The 11558-nt window shown below is 68.6% G+C and carries 16 protein-coding genes and 2 tRNA genes; 9 read left to right on the forward strand and 9 right to left on the reverse strand.

The window, feature by feature from the left end; translation table 11 throughout:
* Positions 1-45: 45 nt before the first annotated feature.
* From dinB to AB663_RS11830, 3 genes are read left to right on the forward strand one after another with little or no spacing between them, the layout of a single operon-like run.
* Entirely contained in the window at positions 46-1302 is a 1257-nt protein-coding gene (gene dinB, locus AB663_RS11820) for a DNA polymerase IV (RefSeq protein ID WP_067199218.1), read from the forward strand.
* A 41-nt stretch (positions 1303-1343) separates the two neighbouring features.
* The gene (locus AB663_RS11825) at positions 1344-1661 is read left to right on the forward strand and encodes a hypothetical protein (RefSeq protein WP_067199221.1); all 318 of its coding nucleotides are present in this window, start codon (positions 1344-1346) and stop codon (positions 1659-1661) included.
* Complete coding sequence (locus AB663_RS11830; RefSeq protein ID WP_067199225.1) at positions 1645-2226, forward strand: aminobenzoate synthetase; 582 nt, start codon at positions 1645-1647, stop codon at positions 2224-2226. The genes AB663_RS11825 and AB663_RS11830 overlap by 17 nt, the downstream gene beginning before the upstream one ends.
* Here the strand turns inward: AB663_RS11830 and AB663_RS11835 are convergent.
* Genes AB663_RS11835 through AB663_RS11845 form a run of 3 tightly spaced genes read right to left on the reverse strand, consistent with a single transcriptional unit; the run spans position 2223 to position 3354 of the window.
* Positions 2223-2717, reverse strand: coding sequence for a DUF2017 family protein (locus AB663_RS11835; protein WP_067199228.1), 495 nt, complete (start codon positions 2715-2717; stop codon positions 2223-2225). The genes AB663_RS11830 and AB663_RS11835 overlap by 4 nt on opposite strands.
* A complete protein-coding gene (gene clpS, locus AB663_RS11840; protein ID WP_157541288.1) occupies positions 2714-2998 on the reverse strand; it encodes an ATP-dependent Clp protease adapter ClpS in 285 nt (94 codons plus the stop codon). Before clpS ends, AB663_RS11835 begins: the two co-directional genes overlap by 4 nt.
* A gap of 8 nt (positions 2999-3006) precedes the next feature.
* On the reverse strand, positions 3007-3354 hold the full coding sequence (locus tag AB663_RS11845; RefSeq protein ID WP_083511360.1) for a metallopeptidase family protein: 348 nt from the start codon (positions 3352-3354) through the stop codon (positions 3007-3009).
* A 112-nt stretch (positions 3355-3466) separates the two neighbouring features.
* Here AB663_RS11845 and AB663_RS11850 point away from each other — a divergent pair, with 112 nt between their 5' ends.
* The 3 genes from AB663_RS11850 to AB663_RS11860 are packed head-to-tail and all read left to right on the forward strand — an operon-like array spanning position 3467 to position 6283.
* Positions 3467-5023, forward strand: coding sequence for a glycosyltransferase family 39 protein (locus AB663_RS11850; protein ID WP_198147864.1), 1557 nt, complete (start codon positions 3467-3469; stop codon positions 5021-5023).
* Positions 5020-5778 carry a polyprenol monophosphomannose synthase gene (locus tag AB663_RS11855; protein WP_067199240.1) on the forward strand — a complete coding sequence of 253 codons (759 nt, stop codon included), beginning with the start codon at positions 5020-5022 and terminating at the stop codon, positions 5776-5778. Before AB663_RS11850 ends, AB663_RS11855 begins: the two co-directional genes overlap by 4 nt.
* The gene (locus tag AB663_RS11860; RefSeq protein ID WP_198147865.1) at positions 5771-6283 is read left to right on the forward strand and encodes a GtrA family protein; all 513 of its coding nucleotides are present in this window, start codon (positions 5771-5773) and stop codon (positions 6281-6283) included. The genes AB663_RS11855 and AB663_RS11860 overlap by 8 nt, the downstream gene beginning before the upstream one ends.
* Here the strand turns inward: AB663_RS11860 and AB663_RS11865 are convergent.
* From AB663_RS11865 to orn, 5 genes are all read right to left on the reverse strand, one after another.
* Positions 6178-7587 carry a sensor histidine kinase gene (locus tag AB663_RS11865; protein WP_067199244.1) on the reverse strand — a complete coding sequence of 470 codons (1410 nt, stop codon included), beginning with the start codon at positions 7585-7587 and terminating at the stop codon, positions 6178-6180. The genes AB663_RS11860 and AB663_RS11865 overlap by 106 nt on opposite strands.
* Positions 7572-8276, reverse strand: a complete 705-nt coding sequence (locus AB663_RS11870) for a response regulator transcription factor (protein WP_067199247.1) — start codon at positions 8274-8276, stop codon at positions 7572-7574. The genes AB663_RS11865 and AB663_RS11870 overlap by 16 nt, the downstream gene beginning before the upstream one ends.
* Before the next feature lie 58 nt (positions 8277-8334).
* A complete protein-coding gene (locus AB663_RS11875; RefSeq protein WP_067199251.1) occupies positions 8335-8964 on the reverse strand; it encodes a LysE family transporter in 630 nt (209 codons plus the stop codon).
* Positions 8965-9096: 132 nt separating this feature from the next.
* Positions 9097-9169: transfer RNA gene (locus AB663_RS11880), tRNA-His, on the reverse strand.
* 36 nt (positions 9170-9205) lie between these two features.
* A complete protein-coding gene (orn, locus tag AB663_RS11885) occupies positions 9206-9832 on the reverse strand; it encodes an oligoribonuclease (RefSeq protein ID WP_067199254.1) in 627 nt (208 codons plus the stop codon).
* 59 nt (positions 9833-9891) lie between these two features.
* Here orn and AB663_RS11890 point away from each other — a divergent pair.
* Positions 9892-9964 (forward strand) — tRNA-Arg (locus AB663_RS11890).
* Between the two features lie 20 nt (positions 9965-9984).
* Here AB663_RS11890 and AB663_RS11895 read toward each other — a convergent pair.
* On the reverse strand, positions 9985-10254 hold the full coding sequence (locus tag AB663_RS11895) for a hypothetical protein (protein ID WP_067199258.1): 270 nt from the start codon (positions 10252-10254) through the stop codon (positions 9985-9987).
* Positions 10255-10474: 220 nt separating this feature from the next.
* Between AB663_RS11895 and AB663_RS11900 the strand changes: the two genes are divergently transcribed.
* Together AB663_RS11900 and AB663_RS17410 are read left to right on the forward strand one after the other, a co-directional pair.
* Positions 10475-10975, forward strand: coding sequence for a single-stranded DNA-binding protein (locus AB663_RS11900; RefSeq protein ID WP_067199262.1), 501 nt, complete (start codon positions 10475-10477; stop codon positions 10973-10975).
* Positions 10976-11031: 56 nt separating this feature from the next.
* Positions 11032-11523, forward strand: a complete 492-nt coding sequence (locus tag AB663_RS17410) for a DUF6993 domain-containing protein (protein ID WP_198147866.1) — start codon at positions 11032-11034, stop codon at positions 11521-11523.
* The last annotated feature ends 35 nt before the right edge of the window (positions 11524-11558 follow it).

Raw genomic sequence — 11558 nt, forward strand, 5'->3', positions numbered from 1 at the left:
CCCGTCTCCCGGGCCTCTGTCGGAGGCCCGGGAGACAATGGACGTATGGGACACGGTGACGGACGGGGGCGCATCACCTCGTCGCCCGGTGCCGACGATTCGGGCACGCGCATCCTCCACGTGGATATGGACGCCTTCTATGCGGCGGTGGAGATCCTCGACGATCCGAGTCTGCGCGGGCTGCCGCTCATCATCGGTGCTCCCGACGGGCGTTCGGTGGTCTCGAGCGCCTCGTACGAGGCCCGCCGATACGGTGTGCGCGCGGCGATGCCGGTGTCGCAGGCGCTGCGGCTGTGCCCGTCTGCGCGTATCGTCCCTCCGCATTTCCCTCGCTACCAGGAGGTCTCGCGGAGGGTGATGGTGATCTTCGAGTCGTTCACCCCGCTCGTCGAGCCGCTCTCCGTCGACGAGGCGTTCCTCGACGTCCAGGGTGTCCGTCGGCTGTGGGGGAGTCCGGGGAGGATCGCCCACCTCGTGCGTGAACGCGTGCGGGAGGAGGTGGGCATCACATGCAGCGTCGGCGTCGCCGCGACCAAACACGTGGCGAAGATGGCCTCGACGCTCGCGAAACCCGACGGGATGCTGATCGTTCCGGCGGCGGACACGCTCGACTTCCTCGCGCCGCGCCCTGTCCGGGCGATGTGGGGCGTGGGGCCGAAGGCGGCAGAGGCCCTCGAGTCGCGTGGCATCCGCACGATCGGCGACATCCGCGAGGCGTCCTCCGACGCGCTCGACCGCGCCGTGGGGGCCGCGCTCGGCGCGCGGATCCGACAGCTCGCTCGTGGGGAAGACGCCAGAGAGGTCGAGACGACTCGCGTCGAGAAGAGCGTCGGCCATGAGGAGACCTTCGATGAGGACATCACCGATCGTGTGTTCCTGCGCGCTGAGCTGCTGAGGCTGGCCGATCGCGTGGCCGCGAGGCTGCGGCGCGCCGAGTGGGAGACGGCCACCGTGTCGATCAAGATCCGCTTCCATGACTTCAGCACCGTGACGCGCTCGGTCACGCTGCCCGAGTCCACCGACGTCGGGCAGCGCATCGGCGAGGCGGCGCAGTCGCTCTTCGATCAGCTCGACCGGCGCGATCCCGTGCGTCTCGTCGGCGTGCGAGCCGAGAAGCTGCGTCCTGCGGGCGGCGGCATGATCGCGCTGTGGGACGACGATGCCGACTGGCGGCGCGTCGAGGGCGCCGTCGACACGGCTGCGGCACGGTTCGGCTCCGCGTCGATCACCCGAGCCAGGCATCTAGGCCGTGGTGAAGGCCGCGGAGCACCTCGACATCCGCGTGCACACGGGATCGAGTGATCTGCGTCGACCGCCCACGCGCCGTGGGCTAGCGTAGGGGCATGCCGAACATCGCACTGGAACTCGGGAAGCAAGCCGCCTCTTTCGGGGTGAAGAGCGCATACGGGGAGCCGCAGGACGTCGACGGGGTCAGCGTGACGCCGGTCGCCCTGAGCATGACCGGATTCGCGGGCGGCGACGCCGACACGCGAGACGGAGGCGCAGGCGGCGGGCTCGCCGTTCCCCTGGGTGTCTACGTCCGCCGCGAAGAGGGCCTGCGGTTCGAACCGAACATCATCACCCTCCTCGTCGTCGCCGTTCCGTTCGTGTGGGTGACCGGGCGCGCTCTCACTCGCATCATCCGTGCACTCAAGAAGTGACGATCCGGTCGCTGCGGCGCTTGAACGTGCGGCGGAGGCGATCGTCTCCGATGTGCGTGCTCTCGCCGCAGCCAACCCGGTCGTGCTGATCGATGGCTGCAGTGGAGCAGGCAAGACGTCCCTTGCGCGACGCGTCGCACATGCCTGGCCGGTTGCGGGACGACCGCAGGTGGTCGCGCTCGACTCGATCTATCCCGGATGGGACGGGCTGGATGCGGGGGTCGAACGGGCCCTGGAATGGATACTCCGCCCCCATGGCAGAGGACTGATCGGAACCTGGCGCCGCTGGGATTGGGAGCGTTCCACGGAGGCAGAAAGCCACGCCGTGGATCCCGCGCTCGGCGTGATCATCGAGGGAAGCGGCATCCTCACGCCGGCGACGGCGGCGATCTCCGACATACGCGTGTGGGTCGACGCGGCGGAGTCGTCGCGGAAGGCGCGGGCCCTCGCGCGCGATGGCGACGCGTACCGGCCGCACTGGGACCGGTGGGCTCTTCAGGAACGACGCCACATCGAACGCGATGCACCCGAGCGCCTCGCCTCCAGGATCGTCCGGATCCCTTAGGCTCCCGTCAGCTCGTCGGCCGCAGTCACCAGCAGCTCGAGGCGGTAGCCGAGCCAGTCGAACACGGGAAGGCGTTCGTCGTCGCCGATGCGTTCGTCATCCGCGATGCCGAGGCGTTCGGCGATCACGAGGCGCAGCGCAGTCAGCGTGCGCAACCACGCGTCGATCTCTGCCTCGGGGATGAGGAGCTCGCGCTCGGCGAACGTGTCATGCTCCGTGAGCAGCGCGTACTCGTCACGGAGCGAGGAGAGCGCCGTTTCCACGATGAGCGCATCGTGACTGCGGCGGTCGAGCAGGTCTTGGCGGGTCCCGGCTCGGAACTCGGCGGCAGCAGGCGCGTCGTCCGTGTACGCGGGCGGTGCGAGCCGCTCGACCGCTGCGTCCTCACCGTCCTGGTTCTCGGCGAGGAGTTCCCGGAGGTCGGCGACGAGCCCGCTGAGATGCACGGCTTCAACGGGCGATATTCTCGTGACGATGGTCTGCCCGGTCATGCCGGCGCCCTTCGGACCGTCGCCCAGAGTCCGTAGTCGTGCATCGCCTGGGCGTGCACCTCCATGGTCTCGCGGGGGCCGGTGGCCACCACCGCATGTCCCTCGTGGTGGACGGCGAGCATCAGCCGGGTCGCGTGCTCCTGGGAATAGCCGAAGTAGGTGCGGAACACGCGGACGACGTACGACATGAGGTTGACGGGGTCGTTCCAGACCACCACCTGCCATGGCTCGATCGGGGCGGCGGAGAGATCGACGGTTTCGTCGGTCTCCGGCGATGCCAGCGGCGCGCTCACGCCCACCCCAGTTCGTGCAGCTGCTCGTCGTCGATGCCGTAGAAGTGGGCGATCTCGTGCACGAGCGTGGTGTGGATCTCGTCACGCAGCTCGTCTTCGTCCGCGCACTCTGCGAGATGCGGTTCGCGGTACACGATGATGCGATCAGGCAACTCGCCCATGCCGTACTGGCCCCGCTCCGTCAGCGCCAGACCGTCGTACAGCCCGAGCAGATCGAGGCTTCCGTCCTCCGGGCGGTCCTCCACGACGAAGACGACGTTGTCCAGCCCGTCGACCATGTCGTCGGGCAGACTGTCGAGCTCTTCGATCACGAGGCTTTCGAAGCGTGCGGCGTCCATCTGCATCATCCCTTCCAGCCTATTGCGCACCGCGCGATCCGGACCGCCTGAGAGAACTCTCATGAACGGGCGCGCGTTCTCGGAGCCGAGGGACAAGATCGTTGGTCAGGCTCGGAACATGGTCGTGATCGAGAGGCGGATCGACGACGTGGGCCCCGCGGCGGCACCGCGTCGCGGTCGTATCCTGCACGCGCTGCGATCACACCCCGGTTCTGTCGTGGGCACCGCCGCGGCGCTCGTCTCGTTCATCGGCGCGGGCGTCCCCTCGTACTGGGGCGACGAAGCGGCGAGCGTCCTTTCGGCACAACGGCCGTGGCCCAGCCTCGCCGACGAGCTTTCGACCGTGGACGCCGTGCATGGCGCGTACTACGCACTGCTCCATCTGTGGATCGATGTGTTCGGCGCGGGGGAGGCTGCGACGAGGGCTCTGAGCGCCATCGGGATCGGCCTTCTCGCAGGAGCCGTCGTCGTTCTCGGACGGCGGTGGTTCGACATGCCGACGGCTGTTCTGGCCGGTGCGTTCCTTCCGCTGATCCCACGGGCGGGAGTGCTCGCCATCGAAGCACGCGGATATGCTCTTGCCGCAGCGGCCGCGGCGTGGATCACGGTGCTCGTGGTGGTTCTCGTCGAACGCAGCTCGTCACGATGGCACTGGTGGCTGTACGGCGCGGCCGTCGCAGCATCCGGCACGTTCTTCCTGTATCTGCTGCTCATGCCGGCCGTGCACCTGGCGATCGCCCTCACCGCGCGACGCGCGCGGCGGCACGCGGCCATCCGCGGGTGGATCCGGGGTGTCGTGGTCGCGGGGGTGCTCGCTTCCCCCATCCTTCTCGTCGCGGCGGGGCAGCGCGGACAGATCGCGTTCCTCGCGCACCGCGGGTACATGTCGCCCAAGGGCTGGTTCGTCACGCCGTGGTTCGGGCACCTTCCGGCGGCCGTCACGCTGTGGCTCCTCCTGCTCGTCGGTGTCGTCGTGATGGCTCAGCGCTCGCGTGGCGCACGGTCAGGGCGCGCCGCTCTCGCGCCCGTGCTGACGTGGCTGTTCTTCCCCGCGCTTGTCACGGTTGCCGTCGACGGGCTCATCTCTCCGGCCTACAACCCGCGTTACCTCTCGATCTCCCTCGGCGCCGTCGCCCTCTCCGTGGCCGTGGGGGTCGTGGGAACGTTCCGTGCCGCTGCGCGGATGCAAGGCCGCCTGGCAGGTCTGCTGGTCATCGTGCTGGTGAGCGTCGTCGTCGCCACGACCGTGGCACCGGAGTTCGTCCGTGCTCGGACGCCGTACGCCAAGGACGGCGGAGCAGACGGGCGTCCCGCCGCCGCTGTGATCGACGAGCTCGCGAGTGCCGGCGACACCGTGCTGTACGGAACCGGCACGCGCCCGTCGAGGGCGCCGCGCCTCGTCGCCCGCCTCTATCCGGCGGCATTCGTCGGGCTCGGCGATCCGCAGCTGGTGCGCCCGGCCGAGGACACCGACGGGCTCTGGGACGTGCTGGCGCCCGTCGACGACATCGCGCCGGCGCTCGCCGACGGCACCGTGTGGCTCATCGAGACGGGTGACACCGGTTCGGCCATCGACGACCTCTCGGCGCTGCACGCCGCGGGCTTCACCCAGGTCTCACGCACGGTGGTGCACCGGACCGTCATCTATGAGTTCCAGAAGGAGAGCCAGCCATGAGCGCACCCACCGTGGTCGTCCTGCCGACCTATAACGAGCTGGAATCGCTCCCCGAGATGGTGGCCCGCATCACGAGGAGCGCGCAGGGCGTCGACATCCTCGTCGTCGATGACGCCTCGCCGGATGGGACGGGCGAGCTCGCCGACCTTCTCTCGGCCCGCATGGCGCATGTGCACGTGCTCCATCGCCCCGGCAAGCAAGGCCTCGGGCGCGCTTACGTGGCCGGCTTCACGCACGCGCTCGAACTCGGCTACGAGATCGTCGTGCAGTGCGACGCCGACGGCTCGCACCGCCCCGAGGACCTTCCGCGGATGCTGCAGATGCTTGCGGACGCCGATGTCGTCATCGGCTCCCGGTGGGTGTCTGGGGGAGTGGTCTCCGGGTGGACGCGCGGACGCTTGCTGTTGTCGCGCGCAGGGAGTTGGTACGCGGGCAGGGCGCTGCGGCTTCCGCAGACCGACATCACCGGCGGCTACCGGGTGTTCCGGGCGAACGCTCTGCGGCGTATCGAGCTCGACCTCGTGCACAGTCACGGGTACTGCTTCCAGATCGAGATGCTCGACAGGGCTGCGCGCAGCGGTGCCAGGATCGTGGAGGCGCCCATCACCTTCGACGACCGGTTGCACGGAGAGTCCAAGATGTCGGCGCGAATCGTCGTCGAAGCGCTCCGCCAGGTGACCCGGTGGGGGATCGAGCGGCGGCTCCAGGCGGGCGACGACAGTCGGCGGCATGCTGAGGAGGTCGTCGGTGTCTGACCCTCATGCTGCAGAGCGCTCCGGTCTCATGGCGCAGATGGCGCGGTTCGCCGCGGTCGGCGGCGGCGGGGTGGTCGTCGATGTCGTCGTGTTCAACGCGCTCCTCACGGTGCCGGTCGGCGTCGCCGGATGGGCGCTCGTGGCAAAGGCGGCATCGACCGCAGTGGCGATCGTCGTGAACTGGATCGGCAACCGACTGTGGACGTTCCGTGACCGGCGACGCGCCGACGTCCTGCAGGAGGGGATGGAATTCGCCGTCGCCAGCATCGTCGGCGCCATCGTCCCGCTCATGTGCCTGGGGCTCTCCCACTACGTCCTGGGGTTCACCTCGCGCCTGGCGGACAACATCGCTGCCAATGTCATCGGTCTCGCTCTCGGATCCGCGGTCCGCTTCGCCGCCTATCGATGGTGGGTGTTCGGCGACGGACGTGCGCCCGCGTCACGGGCGGTATCCGCCTCCGAGACGGGCAGGGTCACGACGATCGACGCTCCGATGCCGGGGTGATTCTCGATCTGTGCCGATCCGCCGGCGTGTGAGGCGAGCCGGGAGACGATCGCGAGGCCCAGACCGCCGCCGGACGACGCACGTCCCGATCCGCGCACGAATCGCTCGAACGCACGCTCGGCGGTCGCCGGGTCGAATCCGCCCGCGTCGTCGGAGACGGTGAGCACAGCGGTCGGCCCCTGCTGACGCAGCGCGACTCCGATCTCGACATCGCCGGTCGCAGCGGCGAGGGCATTGTCGAGGAGGTTGTCGACGATGCGACCGAGGTCGTCGGCGCCCAACCGGATCGAGTGAGCTCGCTCGGCGATGTCGATCTGGAAGTCGATGTCGACGCCCCGGTCCTCACGCAGCTCGGATGCACGCAGACGTGCGGCATCGACCGATTCGGCCAGCACACCGGCCGCGTCGTCGAGGGTCATCGTCTGCGGTTCGCCCGCGGCGTCGATGCGCGAGAGCTGCAGCAGCGAGTCGGCGATGCGGGTCAGTCTCGCGAGTGTCCGGCGCGCATCATCGACGACGGCAGCGTCGGCGGCCGGGTCGACGCCCTCGACGAGCTCCAGCTGCGCTTGCAGCACGGCCAGGGGGTTCCGCAGCTCATGGCTCGCATCCGACACCATCTGCCGTTCGCGTTCCGCGGCCGCCCTCATCCGCTCCAGCAGATCGTTCAGCGTGCGCGCGAGCGCGCCGAGCTCGTCCTTGGCAGGTCCCGTGGGAAGCAGTTCGCCCTTGCGTGCCACCACGAGCGACTGCGCGCTGCGTCGCATGAGCTCGACAGGACGAAGGGCGGCGCCGGCGACCACCCAGGATCCCACAGCGAACACGACAGCAGCGGATACCAGCACCGCGATGAGCAGGTGCGCCACGTCATCGAGCACCTCTTCCGCGAGATCCGTGTCCCTGGTCGCGATGACGTACCAGGTGCCCTGCGGGGTCTCGACCGGGTCGACGTACACGGTGAAGGTCGCTGTCTTGGTGGGAAAGTGGTGCAGCCGGGGCCCGAGATCGATGATGCGCTCGACGCGGTCCTCGAGCGGGGCGGGGAGCGTGTTCATGCGCTCGTCGCCGGCGGGCGCGACGATCGCGACGTGCTGTTTCGGCCCCGGTGCGTCGAAACGGGGCGTGGGGTCGGATTGGATGACGCCGCGATAGACCTCGGTGATGCCATGGAGCACGGCGCGCTCCTTCTCGGCGACCACCACGCTGAGCTGGGCGAACACGACAGCCGATGCCATGCCGAGCAGCAGGATGGCGACGATGGTCGAGCCCAGCGTGATCCGACCGCGCAGCGTCATCCGGGCGAGCACGATCCGGCCTCCTCCGTATCGCTGGTCACGAGGCGGAACCCCACCCCGCGCTCGGTGACGATCCGCGCGCCGGATCCCGCATCGGCCAGCTTGCGCCGCAGGTACCGCACGTACTGGTCCACGATGTTCGATTGGAAGTGCGGCGATCCCCAGACCTCCGTGAGGAGCTCGGACCGGGGAACGGTCTGACCCGCGCGCTGTGCGAGGGCACGAACGAGGTCGAACTCCCGCCGGCTCAGCGTGAGCTCGTCCGCTCCGACCTTCAGGATGCCGCGGTCGATGAGGAGCTCCATGTCGCCCGCATCGATGCGGAGGAGCGCGTGACCCTCTCTGCGAGAAAGCGCACGAAGGCGCGCGAAGAGCTCCGCGAAGTCGAACGGCTTGACCAGGTAGTCGTCGGCACCCGAGTCGAGCCCGTGGACGCGGTCCTCGACGGCGTGCCGGGCGGTGAGCAGCAGGATGCCGATGTGCTCTCCCGGGAGCTTCAGGCGGCGGCACAGTTCGAAGCCCGTCATCCCTGGCATGTTCACGTCGATGACGGCGAGGTCGAACCTGGACGCCGCGGCGAGGGAAAGCGCGGCGACACCGTCGGTGGCCGTCTCGGTGACGTATCCCTCGCGCGCGAGGTGCCGTGCGATCAGCTCGGCGAGGTGCGGCTCGTCGTCGACCACGAGTACTCGTGCAGACACAGCGTGAGTCTAGGTCACAGGCCTCAGCGCGAACTGTGGGCGCAGAGGCGGTGCGGGTTCAGTGCAGCAGGAGGAGCAGAGCGGCCACCGCGATGAAGAGCGCGCCGAAGACGGCGTTCAGCGTGCGCTGCCCTCGTGGCGAACGGGTGAGAGCGCGGAAAGGACGCGCGGCCGCGGCGAAGAAGAACCACATCACGAGCACGTCGACCACGATCACGGTGGCGATGAGCGTGAGGTACTGCGGAAGCTGCGGTTCATCGAGTCGGATGAACTGCGGGATGAAGGCGAGGAAGAAGACGATCGCCTTCGGGTTGAGCAGGTTGACCCAGAAACCTCGCCGGACCATCGACCAGCGGCCTTCTCGCGCGCCGCCGCTCACGACCGTGTCGCCGTCGTCGGCTGACGGCTTCGCGACGATGAGTCGGATGCCGAGGAACACGAGGTACGCGGCCCCCGCATAACGGATGACGTTGAACAGGAGCTCCGAGCGCGAGACCAGGAGTCCCACTCCCGCCGCGACGATGACGACGTGCACGATGAGCGCGAGCTGCTGACCGACGATGCCCCAGATCGCACGACGCCAGCCCTGGATCAGGGAGTTGGACATGGTGTTGATGGCACCGGCGCCAGGAGTGAAACTGATGACGACGCACGCGGTGAGGAGAGAGAACCACACGGCAGGCGTCACCCGGCAAGTCTACGGCGTGCTCGCGGGGGTTCCTCCTCCCGGCCGGTGCCCGGAGGAGCCTGCGCGGGCCTGGACGGGGCCTCCGGAATGCGAAAAGGTCCGAGCATCGAGGCTCGGACCTTTTCGTCTCCGGGTGAGTAACGGGGCTTGAACCCGCGACCTCCTGGACCACAACCAGGCGCTCTACCAACTGAGCTATACCCACCATGTGCCTGCCGGAACAGGCAACCCCACGATTCTATTACACGTTCGGGGCGAACTCTGACACCGTGCGCTCCGAGATGTCGCGAGCCTCGTCACTGGACGGTCCTGGCTCGGTCACGAACACCGCTTTGCGGTAGTACCGGAGCTCGCGGATCGACTCGAGGATGTCTGCCAGAGCGCGATGGCCGCCGTCCTTGGCGGGAGCCTGGAAGAACACGCGGGGGTACCAACGGCGCGCGAGTTCTTTGATGCTGGAAACGTCGACGTTCCGGTAGTGCAACCAGTGATCGACGGCGGGCATGTATTTGGCGAGGAACATCCGGTCTGTGCCGATGGTGTTCCCGGCAAGGGGGGCGCGCCGCTCGACGGGAGCGAACCGCTTGATGTACGCCAGGGTCTGCGCCTGGGCCTCGGCCAGCGTCACGCCATGTGGGATCTCGTCGATCAGTCCCGACGTCTCGTGCATCTTCGTGACGAACTCGTTCATGTGCGCGAGAGCCGCATCGCTGGGGCGGATCACGACCTGGAAGCCGGGGTCGAGCGGCTGGAGCTCGAAGTCGGTCACCACGACGGCGATCTCGACGAGTTCATCGACCGAGAGATCGAGTCCCGTCATCTCGCAGTCGATCCAGACGAGTCGGTCGTTCTCGGACGCAGATACCATGGAGTCATCCTATCGACGGCCTGGACATCCTCCCCGGGCGCGGTACGGTAGAGACGCCCGCCTCCGTAGCTCAGGGGATAGAGCAGGAGCCTTCTAATCTCTTGGTCGCAGGTTCGAATCCTGCCGGGGGCGCCGAGGAAAGCCGGACGCCGTCATCCGTTGCGCAACGCGGAGACCGCGTCGTCCGCGCGCCAGAAGTCGCCGACGAGGCGGAACGTGCCGGTAGCGAGGTGCAGCCGCTCTGCGCGGTATCGCAGCCCTAGCTGGTCTGGCACGATGCGCAGGTGGCCGAGGATGCGGCCGGTGCGGTCTTGCACCCGCCAGAGGTGATCGGACGCGCGCACCAGCCGCTCGCGCGGGGAGGACAGCGTCGGCGTGGCGAAGGGCACTCCGGGAATGGATGTGATGAGGGTGTCGGACATCGCTTCTTCTCCTTCCTGATTCGAACATATGAGCGACCACGGACATTCCGTGCCCGGGAGGGAGGACGGACGCGCGGCCACGCGTGGTCGGCTCTTCTGCACAGCGCCGTGACAACCGGCAGTTCTCCACCGTTCGCGTGTGGGCGGCGATTCGAGGCTTGCCGTATCGGACACGCTGTAACGACCCGGACCGGATCCGGCATCGACGAAGGAGCAGCACATGTCCGAGAACCTCACCATCCTCGGCCGCGTGGCCACCGACCCCGTTCAGGGGCAGACGGCCAGCGGCGTCCCGGTGACGAACTTCCGTCTCGCCAGCACGCACAGGAGATTCGACGCCGCGAGCCAGACGTGGGTCGACGCGGGTACCAACTGGTACTCGGTCGCAGCCTTCCGCCAGCTGGGGGAGCACGTCAAGGCTTCGTTGCGCACGGGCGACAGCGTGATCGTCACGGGACGGCTCAAGATCCGCACGTGGGAGGCCGGCGGGAAGCATGGGACGAGCGTCGACATCGACGCCGACGCGGTGGGGCACGACCTCCGCTGGGGGACCAGTGCGTTCCTGTCCGCGTCGCGCGCGACGGCAGCCGAGAGGGCGCGGGCGACAGTCGAGCGCCCCAGTCCTTCGACGGCGGAGGCGGCGCAGCCCGACGCGGAGGAGGAAGAGCCTCTCGACGTGTCGTGGGCCGACTCGGGGGACGCCGTGTCGGTGATGGGCTAGCGGCGTCGACGTGCAGCGGTCGGAGCGTGCAGAGGAGTGGCCCGTAGACTCGGGGCGTGCTCAGACGATCGGACTCCTCCTCCGCGCGGCCGACCATTGCGGCCGTCACAGCCGTGCTCCTGCTCGCCCTGGTCTCCTGCAGTCCATCGCCCAGCCCCACAAGCGCGCCGACGCCTACTGTCGCCGAGACCGCGCCTGCGACCCCGGAGGGTCCGGCCTTGCACCCCGACGGGAGCGCAGAGGACAATCTTCCGCTGTTCGCCGCGGTGACGGCGCAGGTGTGGGCTGGAGAGCAGCGCGCCTCCGGCCGCGCGTACATCGACGCCCTCGTCGCCGCGGGCTTCGACAAGGCGGCGATGCAGGTCACGCAAGATCAGTCCACGGTCGGCAATCCGGCGGAGAGCATCCAGTTCTCCGTGCGCTGGGGAGAGTCCGAGTGCCTGATCGGACAGGTCGGCCCCTCGACGGGCGAACCGGTCACGGCGGTCATGCCGCAGCTCGCGGAGGGGCGCTGTCTCATCGGGAACACCCGACCGATCGACTGGTGATCAGCCTCCGGCCGGCGCACGGGCGCTGGGCCGGT

It is taken from the genome of Microbacterium sp. XT11, from assembly GCF_001513675.1.
Lineage (GTDB): Bacteria > Actinomycetota > Actinomycetes > Actinomycetales > Microbacteriaceae > Microbacterium.

What these genes read in the sequence shown, in the direction of transcription:
- dinB (WP_067199218.1), top strand. Translation starts at nt 46, where the DNA reads ATGGGACACGGTGACGGACGGGGGCGCATCACCTCGTCGCCCGGTGCC.
- AB663_RS11825 (WP_067199221.1), top strand. Translation starts at nt 1,344, where the DNA reads ATGCCGAACATCGCACTGGAACTCGGGAAGCAAGCCGCCTCTTTCGGG.
- AB663_RS11835 (WP_067199228.1), bottom strand. Translation starts at nt 2,717, where the DNA reads ATGACCGGGCAGACCATCGTCACGAGAATATCGCCCGTTGAAGCCGTG.
- AB663_RS11845 (WP_083511360.1), bottom strand. Translation starts at nt 3,354, where the DNA reads ATGCAGATGGACGCCGCACGCTTCGAAAGCCTCGTGATCGAAGAGCTC.
- AB663_RS11850 (WP_198147864.1), top strand. Translation starts at nt 3,467, where the DNA reads ATGGTCGTGATCGAGAGGCGGATCGACGACGTGGGCCCCGCGGCGGCA.
- AB663_RS11855 (WP_067199240.1), top strand. Translation starts at nt 5,020, where the DNA reads ATGAGCGCACCCACCGTGGTCGTCCTGCCGACCTATAACGAGCTGGAA.
- orn (WP_067199254.1), bottom strand. Translation starts at nt 9,832, where the DNA reads ATGGTATCTGCGTCCGAGAACGACCGACTCGTCTGGATCGACTGCGAG.
- AB663_RS11895 (WP_067199258.1), bottom strand. Translation starts at nt 10,254, where the DNA reads ATGTCCGACACCCTCATCACATCCATTCCCGGAGTGCCCTTCGCCACG.
- AB663_RS11900 (WP_067199262.1), top strand. Translation starts at nt 10,475, where the DNA reads ATGTCCGAGAACCTCACCATCCTCGGCCGCGTGGCCACCGACCCCGTT.